The organism is Pseudomonas sp. LB3P81 (assembly GCF_054897965.1).
In genome coordinates this window covers 2,415,381-2,437,953 of sequence record NZ_JBUBVG010000001.1, presented here as the reverse complement: position 1 = coordinate 2,437,953, position 22,573 = coordinate 2,415,381, and the positions used below count along the sequence as shown (strand labels likewise).

The window sequence follows — 22,573 nt, the reverse complement described above, 5'->3', positions numbered from 1 at the left end:
AGCTTTTGAATGATCTCTACCTTGCGACGTGGCCTGTTGGTATTACTCGCGGCCCTGCCGTTGATGGCTAATGCCGTGGCGGCGCCTTCCGCGCACGAACTGGTACAGGACACCACTACCCGGCTGTTGGCGGATCTGTCAGCCAACAAAGAGAAGTACAAGCACGACCCGCAGGACTTTTATAAGGCGCTGAACGACATCGTCGGCCCTGTGGTGGATGCCGAGGGCATTTCCAAAAGCATCATGACGGTCAAGTATTCGCGCAAGGCCACGCCTGCGCAAATGAAGACCTTTGAAGAAAACTTCAAAAAAGGCCTGTTCCAGTTCTATGGCAACGCCTTGCTCGAGTACAACAATCAGGGCATCGTCGTCGACCCAGCCAAGGATGAGTCGGGAGACCGCACGAGCGTTGGCATGACGGTCAAGGGCAGCAACGGCGCGATCTATCCTGTGTCCTACACGCTCGACAAGATCAATGGCGAGTGGAAGCTGCGCAACGTGATCATCAATGGCATCAACATCGGCAAGCTGTTCCGCGATCAGTTCGCTGATGCGATGCAGCGCAATGGCAACGACCTGGACAAGACCATCAATGGTTGGGCCGGTGAAGTCGCCAAAGCCAAGGAAGCCAGCGAGAAGCAATCCACCGAGACGCAGTCCCAATGAGTGTGTCGGCCATTCGCATGAATGAATCCGGCGAGCTGATGCTCAGCGGCATGCTGGACTACCGCACCGGTCCTGGCTTGCGCAAGCAGGGCCAGGCGCTGATCAAGGCCAGCAAGGCCATCGCACTGGTGGTGGATTGTTCGGCGGTGTTGAAGTCCAGCAGTGTCGGCTTGTCGCTGCTGCTGTGTTTCATGCGTGATGCCGAGGAGGCCGGCAAGCCGCTGAGCATCCGTGCAATGCCCGAAGACATGCGTGAAATTGCTCAGGTTAGCGAATTGACCGAGCTGTTGGCGCATCCCTAACCGCATCGTTAAGGAAGCCCCCCGTCAGAGTCCTGCTTCGCGGGGTTCGCAGGCGCGGGGCTTTTTTGTATGATGTCCGACCCGCGCGCAAAGGGCGCCGATTGAGGTTGAGCATGCAGGCCGTAGAAGTGAAGAGCTTCCTTGAAGGAAAGCTGCCAAACACAAAGGTGGAAGTTGAAGGCGAAGGCTGCAACTTTCAGCTGAACGTGATTAGCGATGAACTGGCGGCGTTGAGCCCGGTGAAGCGTCAGCAGCAGGTCTATGCCCATTTGAACCCATGGATCACCGATGGCAGCATCCATGCGGTCACTATGAAATTTTTCAGCAGCGCGGCCTGGGCCGAGCGCACCTGAGCCCAAGGGCGTCGAGATTCTTATGGATAAATTGATTATTACCGGTGGCGCTCGTCTTGATGGCGAGATCCGCATTTCCGGGGCAAAGAACTCTGCCCTGCCGATCCTGGCTGCAACCTTGCTGTGCGATGGCCCGGTTACCGTTGCCAACCTGCCGCACCTGCATGACATCACCACCATGATCGAACTGTTCGGTCGCATGGGCATCGAGCCGGTGATCGACGAGAAACTCAGCGTCGAAATCGACCCGCGCACCATCAAGACCCTGATCGCTCCGTACGAACTGGTGAAAACCATGCGTGCGTCGATCCTGGTGCTGGGCCCGATGGTTGCCCGTTTCGGTGAAGCCGAAGTCGCACTGCCTGGCGGTTGCGCCATCGGTTCGCGTCCGGTGGACCTGCACATCCGTGGTCTTGAAGCCATGGGCGCGGTCATCGACGTCGAAGGCGGCTACATCAAGGCCAAGGCCCCTGAAGGCGGCCTGCGCGGCGCGCACTTCTTCTTCGACACCGTCAGCGTGACCGGTACCGAAAACATCATGATGGCAGCCGCTCTGGCCAAAGGCCGCAGCGTTCTGGCCAACGCCGCACGCGAGCCTGAAGTGGTGGACCTGGCGAACTTCCTGATCGCCATGGGTGCCAAGATCACTGGCGCCGGCACCGACACCATCACCATCGATGGCGTCGAGCGTCTGCACACCACCACTTACAAAGTGATGCCTGACCGTATCGAAACCGGCACCTACCTGGTTGCCGCTGCCGTGACCGGCGGTCGCGTGAAGGTCAAGGACACTGATCCGACCATCCTCGAAGCCGTCCTGGAAAAACTCCGTGAGTCGGGTGCCGAAATCACCTGCGGCGAAGACTGGATCGAGCTGAACATGCACGGCAAGCGGCCAAAAGCCGTCAACGTGCGGACTGCTCCGTACCCGGCGTTCCCTACCGACATGCAGGCGCAGTTCATCTCGCTCAACGCCATTGCCGAAGGCACGGGCGCAGTGATCGAGACGATCTTCGAAAACCGCTTCATGCACGTTTACGAACTGCACCGCATGGGCGCCAAGATCCAGGTCGAAGGCAACACCGCCATCGTTACCGGCACCGAGAAGCTGAAAGGCGCGCCAGTCATGGCCACCGACCTGCGTGCTTCGGCCAGCCTGGTGATCTCGGCGCTGATCGCCGAAGGCGACACCCTGATCGACCGCATCTACCACATCGACCGTGGTTACGAGTGCATCGAAGAGAAACTGCAGATGCTCGGCGCCAAGATCCGCCGCGTACCGGGCTAGTTTTTTGCTGCATGGGCATAAGGATGTGCCCGTTGAATTCGTTTCAAGTCGAAGGTGTTTCACCTTCGATGTGTGTCCGGCGCCGTCTGTGACCGGGCACGTACCTTGATAAGGACTGACGTTTCCCATGTTGACCATCGCACTGTCCAAGGGCCGCATCCTTGACGACACCCTGCCGCTTCTGGCTGAAGCGGGCATCGTGCCGACCGAGAATCCGGACAAGAGCCGCAAGCTGATCATCCCCACGACCCAGGCCGATGTACGCCTGCTGATCGTGCGCGCCACCGACGTGCCGACTTACGTCGAGCATGGTGCCGCTGACCTGGGCGTCGCCGGTAAAGATGTGCTGATGGAATACGGTGGCCAGGGCCTGTACGAGCCTCTGGACCTGCGAATTGCCCTCTGCAAGCTGATGACCGCTGGCCGTGTCGGCGACGTCGAGCCCAAGGGCCGTCTGCGCGTGGCAACCAAGTTCGTCAACATTGCCAAACGCTATTACGCCGAACAGGGCCGCCAGGTCGACATCATCAAGCTCTACGGCTCGATGGAACTGGCACCGTTGATCGGTCTGGCGGACAAGATCATCGACGTGGTCGACACCGGCAATACGCTGCGCGCCAATGGCCTGGAACCTCAGGATTTCATTGCCGACATCAGCTCCCGGCTGATCGTCAACAAAGCTTCGATGAAAATGCAGCACGCCCGAATCCAGGCGTTGATCGACACCCTGCGCAAGGCAGTGGAGTCTCGACACCGCGGCTGATTCACCTGCGCGACCTTGAGTCGCGCCGTCTATCCGCCTCATAGCCAGAATTCTCAGGTGCCCAAGCGGAAACGACTGTTACGTTAGGGCGCCTGAGTTTTTGCCAATCCTATGAGGCTCTCGCTATGACCGCACTGACTGCAATTCGCCGACTCAACGCTGCTGACCCGGATTTCGCACATCATCTGGATCATCTGCTGAGCTGGGAAAGCGTGTCTGACGACTCGGTCAATCAGCGGGTGCTGGACATCATCAAAGCCGTACGTGAACGCGGCGATGCGGCGCTGGTGGAATTCACCCGGCAGTTCGACGGTCTGGACGTCGCCTCGATGGCCGACCTGATCCTGCCGCGCGAACGCCTGGAACTGGCCCTGACCCGGATCACCGTGCCTCAGCGTGAAGCGCTGGAAAAAGCCGCGGCCCGCGTGCGCAGCTACCACGAGAAGCAAAAACAGGATTCCTGGAGCTACACCGAAGCCGACGGCACCGTGCTGGGCCAGAAGGTCACGCCTTTGGATCGCGCCGGCCTTTACGTCCCGGGCGGCAAGGCGTCGTACCCGTCGTCGGTGTTGATGAACGCGATTCCGGCCAAGGTTGCCGGCGTGACCGAAGTGGTCATGGTGGTGCCGACCCCGCGTGGTGAAATCAACGAGCTGGTACTGGCCGCCGCCTGCATCGCCGGCGTTGACCGCGTCTTCACCATCGGTGGCGCACAAGCCGTTGCCGCACTGGCTTACGGCACCGAAAGCGTGCCGAAGGTCGACAAGGTTGTCGGTCCGGGCAACATCTATGTCGCCACCGCCAAACGCCACGTATTTGGCCAGGTCGGTATCGACATGATCGCCGGTCCGTCCGAGATCCTCGTGGTGTGTGACGGCAAGACCGATCCGGACTGGATCGCCATGGACCTGTTCTCCCAGGCCGAGCACGACGAAGACGCCCAGGCGATTCTCGTCAGCCCGGACGCCGAGTTCCTCGACCAGGTCGCCGCGAGTATCGCCAAACTGCTGCCGACCATGGAGCGGGCCGAGATCATCGAAACTTCGATCAATGGCCGTGGAGCGTTGATCAAGGTGCGCGACATGGATCAGGCCATCGAAGTGGCCAACCGCATTGCGCCGGAGCACCTGGAGTTGTCGGTCGCTGATCCGCAAGCCTGGTTGCCGCAGATCCGCCACGCGGGCGCGATCTTCATGGGTCGTCACACCTCCGAAGCCTTGGGCGACTACTGCGCCGGCCCGAACCACGTGCTGCCGACCTCCGGCACCGCGCGCTTCTCGTCGCCGCTGGGCGTGTACGACTTCCAGAAGCGCTCGTCGATCATCTTCTGCTCCGAGCAGGGTGCGTCCGATCTGGGCAAGACCGCTTCCGTGCTGGCCCGTGGCGAGTCACTGACCGCCCACGCCCGCAGCGCCGAATACCGCATCGTTGACGACAAGCAGGGGAACTGAGCATGAGTAAATTCTGGAGCCCGTTCGTCAAGAATCTGGTGCCTTACGTGCCGGGCGAGCAGCCGAAGCTGGCGAAACTGGTGAAGCTCAACACCAACGAAAATCCTTACGGTCCATCGCCCAAGGCCTTGGCTGCGATGCAGACCGAGCTGAACGACAACCTGCGTCTGTACCCGGACCCAAACAGCGACTTGCTGAAAAACGCAGTCGCCAAGTACTACGGCGTGCAGAGCAATCAGGTGTTCCTCGGCAACGGCTCCGACGAAGTCCTGGCGCACATCTTCCACGGCTTGCTGCAGCACGATCAGCCGCTGCTGTTCCCGGACATCAGCTACAGCTTCTACCCGGTTTACTGCGGGTTGTATGGCATCACGTTCGACGCGGTGCCGCTGGACGAGCATTTCCAGATCAACCCGGCGGACTATGCCAAACCAAACGGCGGGATCATTTTCCCCAACCCGAACGCGCCGACCGGTTGCCTGCTGGCGCTGGACGCGGTTGAACAGATCCTCAAGGCCAGCCCGGATTCGGTGGTCGTGGTGGATGAGGCTTACATCGACTTTGGTGGCGAAACAGCGATCCCGTTGGTGGACCGTTATCCGAACCTGCTGGTGACCCAGACGTTGTCCAAGTCCCGTTCGTTGGCCGGCCTGCGAGTGGGGCTGGCGGTCGGACATCCGGATTTGATCGAGGCGCTGGAGCGGATCAAGAACAGCTTCAACTCTTACCCGCTGGATCGCATGGCGAATGTCGGCGCTGCGGCTGCGTTCGAGGACCGTGAGTACTTCGACAAGACGTGTCGGTTAGTGATCGAAAACCGTGAATGGGTGATCTCGCAGTTGCAGGCCTTGGGCTTTGACGTGCTGCCGTCGGCGGCGAACTTCATTTTCGCCCGTCATCCGCAGCACGATGCGGCCGGGCTGGCGGCGAAGTTGCGCGAGCAAGGTGTGATCGTTCGGCACTTCAAGCAAGAGCGGATTGCGCAGTTCCTGCGGATTTCCATTGGCACGCCGGAGCAGAATCAGGCACTGATCGACGGTCTGGGCGACCTCTAATCCGTCTTCGCGAGCAAGCCCGCTCCCACACTGGATTTGTGAACGACACAGATCCAGTGTGGGAGCGGGCTTGCTCGCGAATGAAGCACCACCGGCTTCAAGCCTTAATCGTGATGCGGCTCGCCGAGGAATGTCAGCGAACTGAACAGGCCGCGACTGCTCACATCCGGGCTGTCCTTCACCGGAATTTCCACCTTCGCCGCAATCACATTCAACCCTTCATTGCGCACCAGCACCTGGGCGCGGCCATCCTTGTCGGTTTCGGTGCTCAAGGTCTTCGGCGCGCTGCGATAGTCGCCCACCAACTTCACGCCCGCCGCCGGTTTGCCATTCAGTAGCACCCGAACCGGCAGCGACTTGCCCGGCCCAACGGTCAGCGGATCAACCTCCGGCAGAATCAGCAATTTCATCTGGTCGAGTTTCGGCAACTTCGCTCCCGGCTGGTAAATCGCCAGGCTGTATTTGAAGGTCTCGGTTGACTCGATCGCTCCCGGCACCTTGCTGCGTCCTTCGTTGATCCATTTTTTATCGGCGGTCTGCGACCACATGCCATTATCCAGAGCGACTGCCAGTGCCGCGGGTGGTTTGAGTGGCTGCAGGCGCGCATGGTCGGCCAGGCGTTGCACGGTAACCGGGATCATCTTGCCCTCGGCGTCATAGGCCCAGGCGCCGCTGATTTTCTGCGCCTTGAAGGCATCGTCCTCGGCGCCATCACCATAGATGACTTCGATATTGCCGCGACGTTGTTCGGTCCACAGGCCATGGGCCGAGACATGAGTGGCGAACATCGCGCCGAGCAGACCCAGCAGAACCATTGATTTAGCTTGTTGCATGGCGGTTTTTCCTTTTACAGGTTGAGTGTCAGGCTGACAGTGAAATTGCGTGGCTCGCCGGGATTGACCCAGTAATTGCTGTAGGAGCGCTCATAGTATTTTTCGTCGAACAAGTTGTTCAGATTCAGGCCCACGGTGACGTTGTCGCTGGCCTTGTAATGGGCCAGCAGGTCGACGGTGTGGTAGGCCGGCAGTTCGAAATCGCTGCCGGCTTCACCCGAGCGATCGCCGACATAAGTGAACGCGGCGCCGAGGTCCGAACCGCGTAAACGGCCATCCTGAAATTCATAAACGCCCAGCAGACTGCCGCTGCGTTTGGCCACGCCAAGGATGCGGCTGCCGGCCGGAATGACCTTGTCGCCCTCGGTGACTTCGGCGTCGATGTAGGCAAATGCACCGATCACCCGTACGGCGTCGCTCACTTGCCCGGTGACTTGCAGATCAAAACCCTGGCTGCGCGCCTTGCCCATGGCGCGGCTGGTGTCGGTGCCCGGATCGAGGGCCAGCACGTTTTTCTTGTCGATTCGAAAAGCGGCGAGGGTGCTACTCAGGCGGTTGTCGAACAGCTCGCTCTTGATCCCGACCTCATAACCGACACCTTCTTCCGGGTCGAAGGACTTGCCGGCGGCGTCCAGGCCGTTGTTCGGTTTGAATGACGTGGAGGCGTTGGCGAACAGTCCCGTTTCGGGCGTCAGTTGGTAGAGCAGGCCGGCCCGTTGGGTCGGGGCGTCGTGGCTCTGGCGGCTGGTCGCGTTGCGGCTGTGATCGTCGATGCTTTGTTCGAAATGTTCGAGGCGCACACCGAGCATGCCGCGCAGTTTGTCGGTGAAGACGATCTGGTCCTGAAGGTTCAGCGCCTGGCTTTCGACGTGCTCGAAAAAGTCAGTGCCGGAGCGTGCGCCATTGGGTTTCGGCTGGCCATACACCGGGTTGTAAATGTCGATGGCGTATGGGCCGCCGGTAATGGTGGTGACCCGTTCGTTCTTGCGGAAATTCTCGTATTCGCTGCCGATCAGCAGTTCGTGTTGCCAACTGCCGATATCGAATAGCCCGCGCAGTTCGAGTTGGGTGATGCTGTCATGCCAGTGGGTGTCGCGCTCGCGATAGCGACGGTTGAGAGTGTGACCGTCGGCGTTCAATGGACGATTTTCAGAGGCGAAACCCCAGAGCTTGCCTTCCTTGTAATGGCTGGCCAGGCGCAGTTTCCAGCTGTCGTTGAGCTGATGTTCGAGGGCGGCTTGCAGCAGGTTGTTGTGGTTGTCGATGTCGCCGTCGTTGGGTTCGCCAAGGAAGGTCGAACGGGAGACGCCGCTCCAGGTGTTGTTCGGGGCGACGATGCCGCGATCGAATGTCGAGCTGTGGCGGACGAGTTCGCTCTCCACTAAAAGGCTGGTATCCGGGTTCAATTGCCAACTGAACGAGGGCGCAACGAACACGCGCTGGCTGTCGACGTGATCGCGGAAGCTGTGGTCGTCCTCGACAGCCAGGTTCACCCGGGACAAAACGTTGCCGTCATCGTCCAGTGGCGTGTTGACGTCCACGGCGGTGCGGTAACGATCCCGACTACCAGCGCTGGTTTGCAGTGTGGTAAAGGCTTCGGGCTGGGGTTTCTTGGTGACAATGTTCACCGTGCCGCCCGGATCGCCACGACCATAGAGGCTGGCAGCCGGGCCTTTGAGCACTTCGATGCGTTCGATGTTGGCCACATCCGGTGTGCTCGGATAACCGCGGTTGGCGCTGAAACCGTCCTTGTAGAACTCCGAGGTGGTGAAGCCGCGTACGCTGTATTCGTAGAGCGTCAGGCCGCCGAAGTTGTTCTGCTTCGAGACACCGCCCGCAAAATCCAGCGCGCGCTCGACGCTGGTGCTGCCCAGATCCTTGAGCACACTGACGGGAATCACGCTGATCGATTGCGGGATGTCGCGAAGGGCGGTGTCGGTTTTGGTCGCACTGGATGAGCGCGTGGCGCGATAACCCTTGACCGGGCCGGTGGGGGATTCGTAGTCGGAGGTGACGCTGATGGCGTCCAGTTCAACGGTTCGGGATTCTTCGGCGAAGACCGGATCCCCTAGCAGACCGAGGGCCAGGCCTGCGAGGGAAGCCATTGTTCGAGACGACATGTTATGCGTTCCAAGCGCTATTTTGAAACAATATAACATGCCTGATGAGAATGTATGCTTTTAACGGCTTTGGCGTTATGGAACTGTCGAGGACGCAAAAAATCGCAGCCTTCGGCAGTTTCTGCGGGCTTACTCTTCTACTTTCTCTTTGACTGGCGCAGGCGGCGGACGCAAACCGATTTCCGCGGTGAGCTTCAGCTCCTTGCCGTTACGTATCACCTGAACCGTGACCTTATTGGTGGGCTTGATCCGCGCGACCTGGTTCATCGAGCGACGACCATCACCCGCCGGTTCGCCGTCGATGGCGAGAATCACATCGCCCAATTGCAGGCCCGCCTTCTGCGCCGGCCCGTCACGGAAAATACCCGCGACCACAATGCCCGGACGCCCCGACAAGCCAAACGATTCCGCCAGTTCCTGGGACAGCGGCTGCACTTCAATCCCGAGCCAGCCACGAATCACCTGGCCGTGTTCGATGATCGACTTCATCACTTCCATCGCCAGTTTCACCGGGATCGCGAAACCGATGCCTTGCGAGCCGCCGGACTTGGAGAAGATCGCGGTGTTGATGCCGGTCAGGTTGCCGTTGGCGTCCACCAGCGCACCGCCAGAGTTGCCGGGGTTGATCGCGGCGTCGGTCTGAATGAAATCTTCGTAATTGTTCAGGCCCAACTGGTTACGCCCGGTGGCGCTGATGATGCCCATGGTAACGGTCTGGCCGACGCCGAACGGGTTGCCGATGGCCAGGGCCACGTCACCGATGCGGATGTTGTCGGAACGGCCGACAGTAATCGACGGCAGGTTTTTCAAATCGATCTTCAGGACCGCGAGGTCGGTTTCCGGGTCGCTGCCGATGACGCGTGCCAGGGTTTCACGACCGTCCTTCAACGCGACCACAATCTGGTCGGCGCCGCTGGTCACGTGGTTGTTGGTCAGCAGATAACCTTCCGGGCTCATGATCACGCCGGAGCCGAGGCTCGATTCCATGCGCTTCTGCTTGGGCGCGTTGTCGCCGAAGAAACGGCGGAACTGCGGGTCTTCGAACAGCGGATGGTTCGGCTTGTTGATGACCTTGGTGGTGTACAGGTTCACCACCGACGGCGCGGCGGTGTTGACCGCGTCGGCATACGACACCGGACCTTGCTGCATCGTGGTGGTTTGCGGGGCTTGCTGCAGGTTGACGTCGAGGCTCGGGAGCCCGACCCACTGCGGGTAACGCTGGATGATCAATAAAGCGATAAGCACGCCGGCCAACAGCGGCCAGCCGGAAAAACGCAGCGCTTTGAGCATTAAGCACGTCCTGGAAGGTTGCAGGCGGTATGAGACCGCCCATAATGTCGCGCATTATACGAGGCCGCGCGCGCCTCTGAACGGGATATTTAGGAGTCTTTTATGGCCGTCGCCCTGAGCACCCTGGTCGAAGAAGCCGACCGTTATCTGAACAGTGCCAAGATTGCCGATTATTGCCCCAACGGGTTACAGGTCGAAGGTCGACCGCAGGTGATGCGCATCGTCAGCGGCGTCACCGCCAGTCAGGCATTGCTGGACGCTGCGGTCGAAGCCCAGGCCGATCTGGTGCTGGTGCACCACGGTTATTTCTGGAAGGGCGAGAACCCGTGCATCACCGGCATGAAGCAGCGCAGGTTGAAAACCCTGCTCAAGCACGACATCAGCCTGCTGTCCTACCATTTGCCGCTGGATCTGCACCCGGACGTCGGCAACAACGTGCAGCTCGCGCGCCAGCTGGACATCACCGTCGAAGGCCCGCTCGATCCGGACAACCTTAAAATTGTCGGTCTGGTGGGCTCTCTGAACGAACCGATGACACCGCGTGATTTCGCCCGCCGCGTGCGGGAAGTCATGGGCCGCGAGCCGTTGCTGATCGAAGGCAGCGAGATGATCCGCCGGGTCGGCTGGTGCACCGGTGGCGGCCAGGGTTACATCGACCAGGCCGTACTGGCCGGGGTCGATCTGTACCTCAGTGGTGAAGCGTCCGAGCAGACCTTCCACAGCGCCCGGGAAAACGACATCAGCTTCATCGCTGCCGGTCACCACGCTACCGAGCGCTACGGTGTGCAGGCGTTGGGCGATTACCTGGCGCGGAGGTTTGCGCTGGAGCACATCTTCATCGATTGCCCCAACCCGATTTGATATCACCGCGGATCAAAATGTGGGAGCGGGCTTGCTCGCGAAAGCGATTTAACATTCAACATTGATGGCGGCTGACACACTGCATTCGCGAGCAAGCCCGCTCCCACATAGATCGGTGTGGCCCAAACGAGGGGGTATATTCATATGCCCTTTCGATCTAGCCTGCGTCCTGATTAGAAGAGGTCGCTGTGCTAGGATTCCCCGCTCGAACACGGCCCGCTGGCCGTCCATAAGATCGTTTTCGTGAGTAGCCATGGTCGACAAACTGACGCATCTGAAACAGCTGGAGGCCGAAAGCATCCACATCATCCGCGAGGTCGCCGCCGAGTTCGATAACCCGGTGATGCTGTACTCCGTCGGTAAAGACTCCGCCGTGATGCTGCACCTTGCGCGCAAGGCATTCTTCCCGGGCAAACTGCCGTTCCCGGTAATGCACGTCGACACCCGGTGGAAGTTCAAGGAAATGTACGCGTTCCGCGACCGCATGGTCGAAGAACTCGGCCTTGACCTGCTGGTGCACGTGAACCCCGATGGCGTCGCGCAGGGCATCAACCCGCTGACCCACGGCAGCGCCAAGCACACCGACATCATGAAAACCGAAGGCCTCAAGCAGGCCCTCGACAAGTACGGCTTCGACGCCGCTTTCGGTGGCGCTCGTCGCGACGAAGAGAAATCCCGTGCCAAAGAGCGCGTGTATTCCTTCCGCGACACCAAGCACCGCTGGGACCCGAAAAACCAGCGTCCAGAGCTGTGGAACGTCTACAACGGCAACGTCAACAAGGGTGAGTCGATCCGCGTTTTCCCGTTGTCGAACTGGACCGAACTGGACATCTGGCAATACATCTACCTCGAAGGCATCCCGATCGTGCCGCTGTATTTCGCCGCCGAGCGCGACGTCATCGAGATGAATGGCACCTGGATCATGATCGACGACGAACGCCTGCTCAATCACCTGAGCGATGAAGACAAGGCGCGCATCGTCAAGAAGAAAGTCCGTTTCCGCACACTGGGTGACTACCCGTTGACCGGTGCGGTCGAGTCCGAGGCCACCAGCCTGACCGACATCATTCAGGAAATGCTCCTGACGCGAACTTCCGAACGCCAGGGCCGGGTCATCGATCACGATGGCGCAGGCTCGATGGAAGAAAAGAAACGTCAGGGTTATTTCTAAGGGGTTGTCATGTCGCACGCATCTGATTTGATCAGCGAGGACATCCTCGCCTACCTGGGCCAGCACGAACGCAAGGAAATGCTGCGCTTTCTGACCTGTGGCAACGTCGACGACGGCAAGAGCACCCTGATCGGGCGCCTGCTGCACGACTCCAAGATGATCTACGAAGATCACCTGGAAGCCATTACCCGCGACTCGAAAAAAGTCGGCACCACCGGCGAAGACATCGACCTGGCGTTGCTGGTCGACGGCCTGCAGGCCGAGCGTGAGCAGGGCATCACCATTGATGTCGCGTACCGCTATTTCTCCACCGCCAAGCGCAAATTCATCATCGCCGACACCCCCGGCCATGAGCAGTACACCCGCAATATGGCCACCGGTGCATCCACCTGTGACCTGGCGATCATCCTCGTCGACGCCCGCTACGGCGTACAGACCCAGACCCGTCGCCACAGCTTCATCGCCTCGTTGCTCGGCATCAAACACATCGTGGTCGCCATCAACAAGATGGACCTCAACGGTTTCGACGAAACCGTTTTCGAGTCGATCAAGGCCGATTACCTGAAGTTCGCCGAAGGCATCGCGTTCAAGCCGACCACCATGGCCTTCGTGCCGATGTCGGCGCTCAAGGGCGACAACGTGGTGAACAAGTCCGAGCGCTCGCCGTGGTACACCGGTCAGTCGTTGATGGAAATTCTGGAAACCGTCGAGATCGCCAGCGACCGCAACTACACCGACCTGCGTTTCCCGGTGCAGTACGTCAACCGTCCGAACCTGAACTTCCGTGGTTTTGCCGGCACCCTGGCCAGCGGCGTCGTGCACAAGGGCGATGAAGTCGTTGTGCTGCCGTCGGGCAAGAGCAGCCGCGTGAAATCCATCGTCACCTTCGAAGGTGAACTGGAGCATGCCGGTCCTGGTCAAGCGGTAACGCTGACCATGGAAGACGAAATCGACATCTCTCGCGGTGACTTGCTGGTGCACGCCGACAACCAGCCGCAAGTGACTGACGCCTTCGACGCCATGCTGGTGTGGATGGCCGAAGAGCCGATGCTGCCGGGCAAGAAATATGACATCAAGCGCGCCACGAGTTACGTGCCGGGTTCGATCACCAGCATCGTCAACCGTGTTGACGTGAACACCTTGGAAGAAGGTCCGGCCAGTGCGCTGCAACTGAACGAGATCGGTCGGGTCAAGGTCAGCCTCGACGCCGCGATCGCGCTGGACGGTTACGCGAGCAACCGCACCACCGGTTCGTTCATCGTCATCGACCGTTTGACCAACGGCACCGTCGCCGCCGGCATGATCATCGCTCAGCCGTTGAGCCATGGCAGCAGCACGCACCACGGCAAACTGGCGCACGTTGCCACCGAAGAACGCGCTCAGCGCTTCGGCCAGCAACCGGCCACCGTGTTGTTCAGCGGCTTGTCGGGCGCGGGCAAAAGCACACTGGCTTATGCGGTTGAACGCAAGCTGTTCGACCTGGGCCGTGCAGTGTTTGTTCTCGATGGCCAGAACCTGCGTCATGACCTGAACAAAGGTCTGCCACAGGATCGCGCCGGGCGTACCGAGAACTGGCGTCGTGCGGCGCACGTTGCGCGTCAGTTCAACGAAGCTGGTTTGCTGACGCTGGCCGCCTTTGTTGCGCCAAGTGCCGAAGGTCGTGAACAGGCCAGGGATTTGATCGGCAAGGAGCGTCTGCTGACGGTCTACGTCCAGGCCTCGCCGACGGTCTGTGCCGAGCGTGATCCGCAAGGTCTGTACGCGGCGGCCGAGGATAATATCCCGGGCGATTCCTTCCCGTATGACGTGCCGCTGGACGCCGACCTGGTGGTCGACACCCAGTCGCTGTCGCTGGAAGAAAGCGTCAAGCAAGTGCTGGATCTGCTGCGCAAGCGTGGCGCGATCTAAGCGTTAGCCGCTCATAAAAAACCCGCCGATGAGTGATTATCGGCGGGTTTTTTTGTGTCTGGTGATTTCCAAATGTGGGAGCGGGCTTGCTCGCGAAAGCGGTGGGTAAGTCGACATCAATGTTGAATGTCAGTCCGCTTTCGCGAGCAAGCCCGCTCCCACAGGGGATCAACGTTTGCCTGGATACTCGCGATGCATCTGCGCAAGCAGCGCATCCTTGTCTTCCCACATCTGATTGATCCACCCCTGAAACTGCAATCGATACTCCCCATCCTGGTCGTAATTCTTGCCGATAAACTGCGGCGGAATCTTCAGCTCCTGAAAATGCACCACCACATCTTTCACATTCCCGCACAACAGATCCCAATACCCCGGACGCCCGCCCGGATAGTGAATCGTCACGTTGACGATCGACTCCAGTTGCTCACCCATCGCATCCAGCACAAACGCAATACCACCGGCCTTGGGCTTGAGCAAATACTTGAACGGTGATTTCTGCTGGGCATGCTTGCCTTCGGTGAAGCGCGTGCCTTCGACGAAATTAAAGATCCCCACCGGGTTATTGCGAAACTTCGCGCAGGTCTTGCGGGTGGTTTCCAGATCTTTGCCTTTCTTCTCCGGGTGCTTTTCCAGGTAAGCCTTGGAGTAACGCTTCATGAACGGAAAGCCCAGCGTCCACCACGCCAGACCAATCACCGGCACCCAGATCAGCTCTTGCTTGAGAAAAAACTTCAGCGGCTGGATGCGTCGGTTGAGCACGTACTGCAACACCATGATGTCGACCCAGCTCTGATGGTTGCTGGTGATCAGGTACGAGTGCTGATAGTCCAACCCTTCGAGACCGCTGAGGTGCCAGCGGGTGCGACAGACCAGATTCATCCAGGCCTTGTTGTTGCTGATCCAGGCCTCATGGGTATGGCTCATCAGCCAGCGCGTGAAGCGCTGGGTGAGGGCGAACGGCAACACCTTGAAAATCGCCACGCAGAACAGAAACGAGCACAGCAGAATCGTGTTCAGTGCCAGCAACAACGATGCAATTACACCGCGCACGGCGGCAGGCAGGAAATCCAGCATTTAAACATCCAAAGGTCGGTTGGCAGCTTGAATCGCGGTCAACGCGATGGTGTAGACGATGTCATCGACTTGCGCGCCGCGCGGCAGGTCGTTCACCGGTTTGCGCAGGCCTTGCAGCATCGGCCCGAGGCTGACGCAGTCGGCACTGCGCTGCACGGCCTTGTGCGTGGTGTTGCCGGTATTCAGGTCAGGGAACACGAACACCGTGGCGCGACCGGCCACCTGACTGTTCGGCGCCAGTTGCCGGGCGACGGTTTCGTTGGCGGCGGCGTCGTACTGCAACGGGCCGTCGATCAACAGCGAGTTCTGTTGTTCATGAGCGAGCAACGTCGCTTCGCGAACCTTCTCGACTTCTTCGCCGCTGGCCGATTCGCCGCTGGAGTAACTGATCATCGCCACGCGCGGTGTAATGCCGAATGCCGCTGCCGAGTCGGCGCTTTGCAGGGCGATCTCGGCCAGTTCGCTGGCGCTCGGATGCGGGTTCATCACGCAGTCGCCGTAGACCAGCACTTCTTCGGGAAACAGCATGAAGAATACCGACGACACCAAGGTGCACCCCGGCGCGGTCTTGATCAGTTGCAGGGCCGGGCGGATGGTATTGGCGGTGGAGTGAATGACGCCGGACACGAGGCCGTCGACTTCATCCAGCGCCAGCATCATCGTGCCGATCACCACGGTGTCTTCCAGTTGTTGCTCGGCCATCGGCGCGTTGAGGCTTTTGGTCTTGCGCAGGGCAACCATCGGTTCGACGTAGCGTTCACGAATCAGGTCCGGGTCGAGAATCTCCAGTCCTGGCGGCAGCTCGATATCGTGCGCGCGAGCGACGGCTTCGACGTCTTCCGGTTTCGCCAGCAACACGCAGCGGGCAATGCCGCGCGCTTGACAGATCGCCGCCGCTTGCACGGTCAGCGGCTCGCTGCCTTCGGGCAAGACGATACGTTTGTTGGCGGCCTGGGCGCGCTGGATCAACTGGTAGCGGAACACCGCCGGCGACAGGCGCATTTCCCGTGGCGTGCCACAGCGCTGGTGCAGCCAGTTGGCGTCGAGGTGACTGGCGACGAAGTCGGTGATGATCTCCGCACGCTCGCGGTCGTCGATCGGGATTTCCTTGTTCAGGCCGTTCAACTGGTTGGCGGTGTCGTAGGAACCAGTGCTCACCGACAACACCGGCAAACCGGCCTGCAACGCGCCACGGCACAGGTCCATGATGCGCGGGTCGGGCAGGGTGTCGCTGGTCAGCAGCAGGCCGGCCAGCGGAACGCCGTTCATGGCCGCGAGGCTGACGGCGAGGATGATGTCGTCGCGGTCGCCTGGCGTCACCACCAGCACGCCGGGCTTGAGCAGCTCCACGGTGTTGCGCATGGTGCGGGCGCAGATGATGATTTTGCTCATGCGCCGGGTTTCGTAGTCGCCGGCATTGAGGATTTGCGCGCCCATCAGATCAGCCACGTCGCGGGTGCGCGGCGCGTTCAGTTCCGGCTGGAACGGGATGCACCCGAGCAGGCGGAAATCACCGCTGCGCAGCAAGGGCGAATGCTCCTTCAGGCGCGAGGCGAAGGCGTCCATGCTTTCGTCGGTCTTGACCTTGTTGAGGATCACGCCGAGGACTTTTGGGTCTTTCGGACCGCCAAACAATTGCGCCTGCAATTCCACGCGGCCGGAGAGTTCGGTCAGCACTTCGTTTTCCGGCGCGGAGACCAGAATCACATCGGCGTCGAGACTCTTGGCGAGGTGCAGATTGACCCGCGCGGCGTAACTGGCGCTGCGGGTCGGGACCATGCCTTCGACAATCAGCACGTCCTTGCCGATGGCCGCTTGCTGATAGAGCGTGATGATTTCTTCGAGCAGTTCGTCGAGCTGGCCGTCGCCGAGCATGCGCTCGACATGCGCCAGGCCCAATGGCTGAGGCGGTTTCAAACCGTGGGTGCGGGCCACCAGTTCGGTGGAGCGTTCAGGCCCGGTGTCACCCGGATGAGGCTGGGCGATCGGTTTGAAAAAACCGACTTTGAGGCCGGCCCGCTCGAGGGTGCGCACCAGCCCGAGACTGATGGAGGTCAGACCCACACCAAAATCGGTGGGCGCGATAAAAAAAGTTTGCATGCGGATTCTCTGGAGGTGCATGGCAAAGGCGATCATCTATGTTTGACGATCTACCGAAATTCAGTCGCCAAGGTTATCGCTAACCGAGCCTTGTGCGCACCAACCACATTCAAAGGGCTGGCCTATTTTTTCATTACGCAGCAGTGGGTCCATAACCCAGGCGCGGGATTGCCACGGCGGCTGGTGGCGCAGGTGTTGCGTGTGGCCACAGGACAGCTCTGCCACCCAATGCCCGTCCTCGTCCTGATGGAAACCGGTGACCGTCGAGCCTTTCACCGTGATCCGTCTGTCCGGGTTGTGTTCGCTTTCGGACGATTGCTTCGCTAAACTTGGCCTTTCTAAATTCTTATGCAAAAGGTCTCGCCCCATGCTGATCGCCGCCAATAAGGCTGTCTCCATCGACTATACCCTGACCAACGACGCTGGTGAGGTCATCGACAGCTCCGCCGGCGGCGCGCCGCTGGTCTACCTGCAAGGTGCAGGCAACATCATCCCGGGCCTGGAAAAGGCTCTGGAAGGCAAAGCAGTCGGCGACGAGCTGACCGTAGCCGTTGAACCTGAAGACGCTTACGGCGAGTACGCTGCCGAACTGGTCAGCACCCTGAGCCGCAGCATGTTCGAAGGCGTCGACGAACTGGAAGTGGGCATGCAGTTCCACGCTTCCGCTCCGGACGGCCAGATGCAGATCGTCACCATTCGCGATCTGGACGGCGACGATGTCACCGTCGACGGCAACCACCCGTTGGCCGGTCAGCGCCTGAATTTCCAGGTCAAGATCATCGACATCCGTGATGCCAGCCAGGAAGAAATCGCTCATGGTCACGTCCATGGCGAAGGTGGCCATCACCACTGATTTTCTGCGCTAAGCTCAGAGAACTGGAGAGGCGCCCGAGGGCGCCTTTTTAGTCTGCGGCTGTCTTTGGTGGCATCGCCAAGAGGCTGATTCGAGAAGAACACGGGAATTTGGAGTACGTCATGAGTGCTTTTCACGACCTTAAACTGACAGCCCTTGATGGTCAGGATCTTCCGCTGGCGCCCTTCAAGGGGAACGTCGTGCTGGTGGTCAACGTTGCCTCAAAATGTGGCTTGACCCCACAGTACGCGGCGCTGGAAAACCTCCACCAACAATACAAAGGCAAAGGCTTCAGCGTGCTGGGCCTGCCGTGCAACCAGTTTGCCGGGCAGGAACCGGGCACCGAGAAAGAGATCCAGGAGTTCTGCAGCCTCAACTATGGCGTGACCTTTCCGTTGTCCAGCAAGCTGGAAGTCAACGGCCATGATCGTCATCAGCTGTACCGCCTGCTGGCAGGCGAGGGTGCGGAATTTCCGGGCGACATTACCTGGAACTTCGAGAAATTCCTGCTGGGTAAAGATGGTCGCGTACTGGCGCGGTTCTCGCCGCGTACGGCACCGGATGATCCTTCTGTCATCCAGGCGATTGAAAAAGCGTTGAGCTGATATTCCGCAATCAAAATCAAAAGATCGCAGCCTCCGGTGTAGTGGTTCAGTTTTTTTGCACCACTCCGTAGGAGCATTAAGCCGCCTGCTGCTCAAACAGCGCAGGCGGCAAGTTGTTCGAGGCTGAGTGGCAACGGCGATGGTTGTAGTGCGAGATGAAATCCATCACATCCTTCTCCGCTTCGAAATGATTCTGGTATCCGTTTTCCGGCATCCAATCGTGCTTCAACGTCCTGAAGTAGCGCTCGACTACTGCGTTATCCCAGCAGTTACCTCGACGACTCATGCTCTGAACGATCCGGTTTTCTGCCAAGCACTCAACAAAGCGATCGGCGGTGTATTGGCAGCCCTGATCAGAGTGAAATAGCAGTTCAGGCATCGGACGGCGTAGTGCTACCGCAAGCTTCAGCGCCTTCATAGACAGCTCGGCATCCGCTGTTCGTGAGCAAGCCCATCCCACAATCCTGCGCGAAAACAGGTCCATCACCACTGCCAGGTACAGCCAGCCATGTCCCACTCTGATGTAGGTGATATCACCTGCCCAAAGCGTGTCTGACCGGGCTGGATTGAAACGACGATCAAGTATGTTCGGTGCAACGACAGCTGGCTTCGTGGCCCGGCGATAGTGCGCATAACGTGGCCTGCGCCGCTGTAGGTCAAAGGTCTTGATCAAGGTACGCATTCGATAACGCCCTATAAAAACTCCCTCTTTCCTCAACTCCTTGGATAGCCCGCGAGTACCCAATGCTTCTCGATGCTGCTTATGCAACGCACGAAGTTTACTCCCCAGATCTCCCAAAACTGGTCGCTGCCGCACGGCTTTACGTTTCACGTAATAGCTGCTGCGGGCCAAGCCGAACAAGACACACATACGCCGAATCGACATTGCCCCTCTGATGCCATCAATCACTTGGTTCGACCGAACAGAACCTTTAGATGAGAGGGCAATTGCTTTTTTAGCACTTGGTTCTCGGCTTCAAGTAGCGCCAGTTTCGCCTGGAGCGACTCAATCAGCTCCTGATCCTGTAGGCGAGGAGCTTGCACAATTCCTTCCTGCTCCCGGCGCCAGCGTGAAACCCAGCGGCGTAACGCTGTTGGCCCCACACCTGTAGCCTCACAGGCTTTAGGTATGGAGTAATTCATCTCCACAACCAAGCGAATGGCTTCCGCTTTTTCCTCAGAGGTAACAACCCGATATCCCATGATGCTTCCTTAAATCGACGCTCCTACATCATGGTCCAAAAACGTTCGACCACCACACGGCAGCTCCTACAGGTGTTCACATTCCTGCGTAGGAGCTGCCGGAGGCTGCGATCTTTTTGCTTCTGCCTTTTGACTCTTAATCACCCAGATCAATAGTGCTGTGCATCGCTCGACACTGCGCATATTATCGCCGTCATAAAATTCCATCCCGTCGATATCGTTTTCGTGGAGCGCCCCCATGCCTGTCAAAGCCCTGTTCAAACCGTTCCACCTCGGCACCCTTGAACTGCCGACCCGCGTCGTCATGGCCCCGATGACCCGCTCATTCTCGCCGGGTGGCGTACCCAATTCCAAAGTGATCGAGTACTACCGTCGCCGTGCCGCCGCCGGTGTTGGCTTGATCATCACCGAGGGCACCACCGTTGGACACATCGCCTCCAACGGCTATCCGAATGTTCCGCATTTCTACGGTGAAGCCGCATTGGCCGGCTGGAAGAAAGTCGTCGACGCGGTGCACGCCGAAGGCGGCAAGATCGTTCCGCAGCTGTGGCATGTCGGCAGCGTGCGTCGCATCGGCACCGAGCCGGACGCGAGCGTGCCGGGTTACGGTCCGTCGGAAAAATTGAAGGATGGTCAGGTCGTGGTTCACGGCATGACCCAGCAGGATATCCAGGACGTGATTGCCGCGTTCGCTCAAGCCGCCAAAGACGCGCAAAGCATCGGCATGGACGGCGTGGAAATCCACGGTGCTCATGGTTATCTCGTGGACCAGTTCTTCTGGGAAGGCAGTAACCAGCGCACCGACGAATACGGCGGCAGCCTGGCCAACCGTTCGCGCTTCGCCATCGAGCTGATTCAGGCGGTGCGTGCGGCGGTCGGTGAAGGTTTCCCGATCATCTTCCGTTTCTCCCAGTGGAAGCAGCAGGATTACACCGCGCGTCTGGTGCAAACCCCGGAAGCGTTGGGTGAGTTCCTCAAGCCGTTGTCCGACGCCGGCGTGGACATTTTCCATTGCTCGACGCGCCGTTTCTGGGAGCCGGAGTTCGACGGGTCCGAACTGAACCTGGCTGGCTGGACACGCAAACTGACCGGCAAGCCGACCATCACCGTGGGCAGCGTCGGCCTGGATGGCGAGTTCCTCCAGTTCATGGTCAACACCGACAAGATCGCGCAGCCGGCCAGCCTGGAAAAACTGCTGGAGCGTTTGAACAATGATGAGTTTGATCTGGTGGCGGTGGGTCGTGCGCTGCTGGTAGATCCGGACTGGGCGCAGAAGGTGCGTGACGGTCGTGAAGAAGAGATCTTGCCGTTCAGCCGTGAGGCGTTGATGACCTTGGTTTAAGCGGCGCCTAGAAGGACCCCCTTCGCGAGCAAGCCCGCTCCCACAATGGATTTGTGTACGACGCAAAACCAATGTGGGAGCGGGCTTGCTCGCGAAGACTGACTCAAAGTCACCAAAAATTCAGGGTAAGGTCGCTGCACCAGGAACCACCTGCTCCCCAACACAAGCCCCCCGCAACTGCCCCTCAAACTGCTCGATAATCGCCGCCCATCCCTGACGACTCGCATGCTGACGCGCATTGAGCCTTATGCAACGCAAGGTTTCGCGCTCATCCAGCAACCACGCCGCCGCATCGCTGAAGGCCTCTTCATCCCCCGGCATCGCCAGCACGCCGTTGTAGCCGTGGCGGATATGCTGCGCTGCCGCCGCCTGATCGTAAGCCACAACACCCAGCCCCGAGGCCAATGCCTCAAGCACCACATTGCCGAAGGTTTCGGTCATGCTCGGAAACAGAAACACGTCCCCGGACGCATAGTGGCTGGCCAAGGCTTCGCCGCGTTGTGAACCGCAGAAAATCGCCTCGGGCAGTTCCTGCTCCAGCGACGCTCGTTGCGGGCCGTCGCCGACGATGATCAGTTTTATTTTTCGCTGTGGATAAGTCGCTGTCAGCGTGTCGAAACAGCGCTTGAGCAAGCCAATATTTTTCTCCGGCGCCAGACGTCCTACGTGAATCAGTGCAATGTCCTTCTCCGCCAGGCCCCATTGCTCGCGCAGCGATGGCAGGCGTTTGATCGGGTGAAACAACTGACTGTCGACCCCTCGGGACAGTAATGCCAGGCGTTCGAATTGCCGGCGTTCCAGTTCCAGACGCTGGCTGACACTCGGCACCAGGGTCAGGGTCGAGCGATTGTGAAACCAGCGCAGATAATGGGTCAGCAGGCGAGTGAGCAAGCCGAGCCCGTACTGGTTGGAGTACTGCTGGAAATTGGTATGAAAGCCGCTGACCACCGAAATCCCCAGACGCCGTGCCGCGCGCAACGCAGACAAACCCAGCGGTCCTTCCGTGGCGATGTACAGCACGTCCGGGCGCTGGCGCTTCCAGCGCCGCAGCAGTTTGTGCATCGACGACTGACCCCATTGCAATCCCGGATACCCCGGCAGCGGCCAGCCCCGGCACAGCAGCAATTCATCGTCGCTGCCCAGTTGCTGATCGCAACCCTGCCGTGGCCGCACCAGTTCCACCTGATGCCCGCGCGCGCGCAAACCGTCGCACAAGCGGCCAAGGGTATTGGCCACACCGTTGATTTCGGGAGGGAAGGTTTCGGTGATCAGGGTGATATGCAGAGCTGTCGTCATGACCTCAGTATCGGCTGAGGCCATGTCGTCAGTGTGTTG

The 22,573-nt window shown here is 59.6% G+C and carries 22 protein-coding genes; 13 read left to right on the top strand and 9 right to left on the bottom strand.

The genetic code is table 11. The features are described from left to right. The first annotated feature begins 9 nt into the window (after positions 1 to 9). The 7 genes from ACYZTL_RS11330 to hisC all read left to right on the top strand — a co-directional run bounded on the left by ACYZTL_RS11330 (position 10) and on the right by hisC (position 5,878). Positions 10 to 666: an MlaC/ttg2D family ABC transporter substrate-binding protein gene (locus ACYZTL_RS11330; protein WP_461951865.1), complete on the top strand. Its 657-nt coding sequence runs from the start codon at positions 10 to 12 to the stop codon at positions 664 to 666. Then, positions 663 to 968 (top strand): STAS domain-containing protein, encoded by a 306-nt coding sequence (locus ACYZTL_RS11325; RefSeq protein ID WP_461951864.1) that lies wholly within the window; start codon positions 663 to 665, stop codon positions 966 to 968. Before ACYZTL_RS11330 ends, ACYZTL_RS11325 begins: the two co-directional genes overlap by 4 nt. Positions 969 to 1,081: 113 nt before the next feature. Further along, entirely contained in the window at positions 1,082 to 1,321 is a 240-nt protein-coding gene (locus ACYZTL_RS11320; RefSeq protein ID WP_007901566.1) for a BolA family protein, read from the top strand. A gap of 22 nt (positions 1,322 to 1,343) precedes the next feature. After that, positions 1,344 to 2,609, top strand: a complete 1,266-nt coding sequence (gene murA, locus ACYZTL_RS11315) for a UDP-N-acetylglucosamine 1-carboxyvinyltransferase (protein ID WP_017336551.1) — start codon at positions 1,344 to 1,346, stop codon at positions 2,607 to 2,609. A 127-nt stretch (positions 2,610 to 2,736) separates the two neighbouring features. After that, a complete protein-coding gene (gene hisG, locus ACYZTL_RS11310; protein ID WP_253436407.1) occupies positions 2,737 to 3,372 on the top strand; it encodes an ATP phosphoribosyltransferase in 636 nt (211 codons plus the stop codon). Between the two features lie 125 nt (positions 3,373 to 3,497). Continuing rightward, a complete protein-coding gene (gene hisD / locus ACYZTL_RS11305; protein WP_461951863.1) occupies positions 3,498 to 4,823 on the top strand; it encodes a histidinol dehydrogenase in 1,326 nt (441 codons plus the stop codon). A 2-nt stretch (positions 4,824 to 4,825) separates the two neighbouring features. After that, the gene (hisC, locus tag ACYZTL_RS11300; RefSeq protein WP_461951862.1) at positions 4,826 to 5,878 is read left to right on the top strand and encodes a histidinol-phosphate transaminase; all 1,053 of its coding nucleotides are present in this window, start codon (positions 4,826 to 4,828) and stop codon (positions 5,876 to 5,878) included. A 104-nt stretch (positions 5,879 to 5,982) separates the two neighbouring features. On the opposite strand, the gene ACYZTL_RS11295 is transcribed toward hisC, so the two are convergent. The 3 genes from ACYZTL_RS11295 to algW all read right to left on the bottom strand — a co-directional run bounded on the left by ACYZTL_RS11295 (position 5,983) and on the right by algW (position 10,121). Next, positions 5,983 to 6,711 carry a DUF4198 domain-containing protein gene (locus ACYZTL_RS11295; RefSeq protein ID WP_461951861.1) on the bottom strand — a complete coding sequence of 243 codons (729 nt, stop codon included), beginning with the start codon at positions 6,709 to 6,711 and terminating at the stop codon, positions 5,983 to 5,985. A gap of 14 nt (positions 6,712 to 6,725) precedes the next feature. Continuing rightward, entirely contained in the window at positions 6,726 to 8,831 is a 2,106-nt protein-coding gene (locus tag ACYZTL_RS11290; protein WP_461951860.1) for a TonB-dependent siderophore receptor, read from the bottom strand. 129 nt (positions 8,832 to 8,960) lie between these two features. Continuing rightward, positions 8,961 to 10,121, bottom strand: a complete 1,161-nt coding sequence (algW, locus tag ACYZTL_RS11285) for a Do family serine endopeptidase AlgW (RefSeq protein WP_461951859.1) — start codon at positions 10,119 to 10,121, stop codon at positions 8,961 to 8,963. A 102-nt stretch (positions 10,122 to 10,223) separates the two neighbouring features. Between algW and ACYZTL_RS11280 the strand changes: the two genes are divergently transcribed. The 3 genes from ACYZTL_RS11280 to cysN all read left to right on the top strand — a co-directional run bounded on the left by ACYZTL_RS11280 (position 10,224) and on the right by cysN (position 14,061). Next, on the top strand, positions 10,224 to 10,982 hold the full coding sequence (locus tag ACYZTL_RS11280) for a Nif3-like dinuclear metal center hexameric protein (protein ID WP_461951858.1): 759 nt from the start codon (positions 10,224 to 10,226) through the stop codon (positions 10,980 to 10,982). Between the two features lie 253 nt (positions 10,983 to 11,235). Beyond that, positions 11,236 to 12,153: a sulfate adenylyltransferase subunit CysD gene (cysD, locus tag ACYZTL_RS11275; RefSeq protein ID WP_010463281.1), complete on the top strand. Its 918-nt coding sequence runs from the start codon at positions 11,236 to 11,238 to the stop codon at positions 12,151 to 12,153. A 9-nt stretch (positions 12,154 to 12,162) separates the two neighbouring features. Then, complete coding sequence (gene cysN / locus ACYZTL_RS11270) at positions 12,163 to 14,061, top strand: sulfate adenylyltransferase subunit CysN (RefSeq protein WP_461951857.1); 1,899 nt, start codon at positions 12,163 to 12,165, stop codon at positions 14,059 to 14,061. 168 nt (positions 14,062 to 14,229) lie between these two features. Here the strand turns inward: cysN and ACYZTL_RS11265 are convergent, their stop codons facing one another. The 3 genes from ACYZTL_RS11265 to ACYZTL_RS11255 are packed head-to-tail and all read right to left on the bottom strand — an operon-like array spanning position 14,230 to position 17,634. Then, positions 14,230 to 15,135 carry an acyltransferase gene (locus ACYZTL_RS11265; protein ID WP_461951856.1) on the bottom strand — a complete coding sequence of 302 codons (906 nt, stop codon included), beginning with the start codon at positions 15,133 to 15,135 and terminating at the stop codon, positions 14,230 to 14,232. Then, the gene (pta, locus tag ACYZTL_RS11260; RefSeq protein WP_461951855.1) at positions 15,136 to 17,235 is read right to left on the bottom strand and encodes a phosphate acetyltransferase; all 2,100 of its coding nucleotides are present in this window, start codon (positions 17,233 to 17,235) and stop codon (positions 15,136 to 15,138) included. Positions 17,236 to 17,295: 60 nt separating this feature from the next. Continuing rightward, a complete protein-coding gene (locus ACYZTL_RS11255; protein WP_461951854.1) occupies positions 17,296 to 17,634 on the bottom strand; it encodes a DUF3565 domain-containing protein in 339 nt (112 codons plus the stop codon). Between ACYZTL_RS11255 and ACYZTL_RS11250 the strand changes: the two genes are divergently transcribed. Together ACYZTL_RS11250 and ACYZTL_RS11245 are read left to right on the top strand one after the other, a co-directional pair. Then, complete coding sequence (locus tag ACYZTL_RS11250; protein WP_007901600.1) at positions 17,603 to 18,088, top strand: FKBP-type peptidyl-prolyl cis-trans isomerase; 486 nt, start codon at positions 17,603 to 17,605, stop codon at positions 18,086 to 18,088. The genes ACYZTL_RS11255 and ACYZTL_RS11250 overlap by 32 nt on opposite strands. Positions 18,089 to 18,210: 122 nt before the next feature. Next, complete coding sequence (locus tag ACYZTL_RS11245) at positions 18,211 to 18,693, top strand: glutathione peroxidase (protein ID WP_461951853.1); 483 nt, start codon at positions 18,211 to 18,213, stop codon at positions 18,691 to 18,693. 76 nt (positions 18,694 to 18,769) lie between these two features. On the opposite strand, the gene ACYZTL_RS11240 is transcribed toward ACYZTL_RS11245, so the two are convergent. Both ACYZTL_RS11240 and ACYZTL_RS11235 read right to left on the bottom strand, forming a co-directional pair. Beyond that, a complete protein-coding gene (locus ACYZTL_RS11240; RefSeq protein WP_461950135.1) occupies positions 18,770 to 19,564 on the bottom strand; it encodes an IS3 family transposase in 795 nt (264 codons plus the stop codon). A 35-nt stretch (positions 19,565 to 19,599) separates the two neighbouring features. Continuing rightward, complete coding sequence (locus ACYZTL_RS11235) at positions 19,600 to 19,896, bottom strand: transposase (protein WP_461951414.1); 297 nt, start codon at positions 19,894 to 19,896, stop codon at positions 19,600 to 19,602. 238 nt (positions 19,897 to 20,134) lie between these two features. Between ACYZTL_RS11235 and ACYZTL_RS11230 the strand changes: the two genes are divergently transcribed. Further along, positions 20,135 to 21,238, top strand: a complete 1,104-nt coding sequence (locus ACYZTL_RS11230; protein WP_461951852.1) for an NADH:flavin oxidoreductase — start codon at positions 20,135 to 20,137, stop codon at positions 21,236 to 21,238. A 120-nt stretch (positions 21,239 to 21,358) separates the two neighbouring features. On the opposite strand, the gene ACYZTL_RS11225 is transcribed toward ACYZTL_RS11230, so the two are convergent. Continuing rightward, a complete protein-coding gene (locus ACYZTL_RS11225) occupies positions 21,359 to 22,558 on the bottom strand; it encodes a glycosyltransferase family 4 protein (RefSeq protein ID WP_461951851.1) in 1,200 nt (399 codons plus the stop codon). Positions 22,559 to 22,573 lie beyond the last annotated feature (15 nt).

Coding starts and splice junctions, on each gene's coding strand:
- ACYZTL_RS11330 (WP_461951865.1), top strand. CDS start 10: ATGATCTCTACCTTGCGACGTGGCCTGTTGGTATTACTCGCGGCCCTG.
- ACYZTL_RS11325 (WP_461951864.1), top strand. CDS start 663: ATGAGTGTGTCGGCCATTCGCATGAATGAATCCGGCGAGCTGATGCTC.
- ACYZTL_RS11320 (WP_007901566.1), top strand. CDS start 1,082: ATGCAGGCCGTAGAAGTGAAGAGCTTCCTTGAAGGAAAGCTGCCAAAC.
- murA (WP_017336551.1), top strand. CDS start 1,344: ATGGATAAATTGATTATTACCGGTGGCGCTCGTCTTGATGGCGAGATC.
- hisG (WP_253436407.1), top strand. CDS start 2,737: ATGTTGACCATCGCACTGTCCAAGGGCCGCATCCTTGACGACACCCTG.
- hisD (WP_461951863.1), top strand. CDS start 3,498: ATGACCGCACTGACTGCAATTCGCCGACTCAACGCTGCTGACCCGGAT.
- hisC (WP_461951862.1), top strand. CDS start 4,826: ATGAGTAAATTCTGGAGCCCGTTCGTCAAGAATCTGGTGCCTTACGTG.
- ACYZTL_RS11295 (WP_461951861.1), bottom strand. CDS start 6,711: ATGCAACAAGCTAAATCAATGGTTCTGCTGGGTCTGCTCGGCGCGATG.
- ACYZTL_RS11290 (WP_461951860.1), bottom strand. CDS start 8,831: ATGTCGTCTCGAACAATGGCTTCCCTCGCAGGCCTGGCCCTCGGTCTG.
- algW (WP_461951859.1), bottom strand. CDS start 10,121: ATGCTCAAAGCGCTGCGTTTTTCCGGCTGGCCGCTGTTGGCCGGCGTG.
- ACYZTL_RS11280 (WP_461951858.1), top strand. CDS start 10,224: ATGGCCGTCGCCCTGAGCACCCTGGTCGAAGAAGCCGACCGTTATCTG.
- cysD (WP_010463281.1), top strand. CDS start 11,236: ATGGTCGACAAACTGACGCATCTGAAACAGCTGGAGGCCGAAAGCATC.
- cysN (WP_461951857.1), top strand. CDS start 12,163: ATGTCGCACGCATCTGATTTGATCAGCGAGGACATCCTCGCCTACCTG.
- ACYZTL_RS11265 (WP_461951856.1), bottom strand. CDS start 15,135: ATGCTGGATTTCCTGCCTGCCGCCGTGCGCGGTGTAATTGCATCGTTG.
- pta (WP_461951855.1), bottom strand. CDS start 17,235: ATGCAAACTTTTTTTATCGCGCCCACCGATTTTGGTGTGGGTCTGACC.
- ACYZTL_RS11250 (WP_007901600.1), top strand. CDS start 17,603: ATGCTGATCGCCGCCAATAAGGCTGTCTCCATCGACTATACCCTGACC.
- ACYZTL_RS11255 (WP_461951854.1), bottom strand. CDS start 17,634: ATGGAGACAGCCTTATTGGCGGCGATCAGCATGGGGCGAGACCTTTTG.
- ACYZTL_RS11245 (WP_461951853.1), top strand. CDS start 18,211: ATGAGTGCTTTTCACGACCTTAAACTGACAGCCCTTGATGGTCAGGAT.
- ACYZTL_RS11240 (WP_461950135.1), bottom strand. CDS start 19,564: ATGTGTGTCTTGTTCGGCTTGGCCCGCAGCAGCTATTACGTGAAACGT.
- ACYZTL_RS11235 (WP_461951414.1), bottom strand. CDS start 19,896: ATGGGATATCGGGTTGTTACCTCTGAGGAAAAAGCGGAAGCCATTCGC.
- ACYZTL_RS11230 (WP_461951852.1), top strand. CDS start 20,135: ATGCCTGTCAAAGCCCTGTTCAAACCGTTCCACCTCGGCACCCTTGAA.
- ACYZTL_RS11225 (WP_461951851.1), bottom strand. CDS start 22,558: ATGGCCTCAGCCGATACTGAGGTCATGACGACAGCTCTGCATATCACC.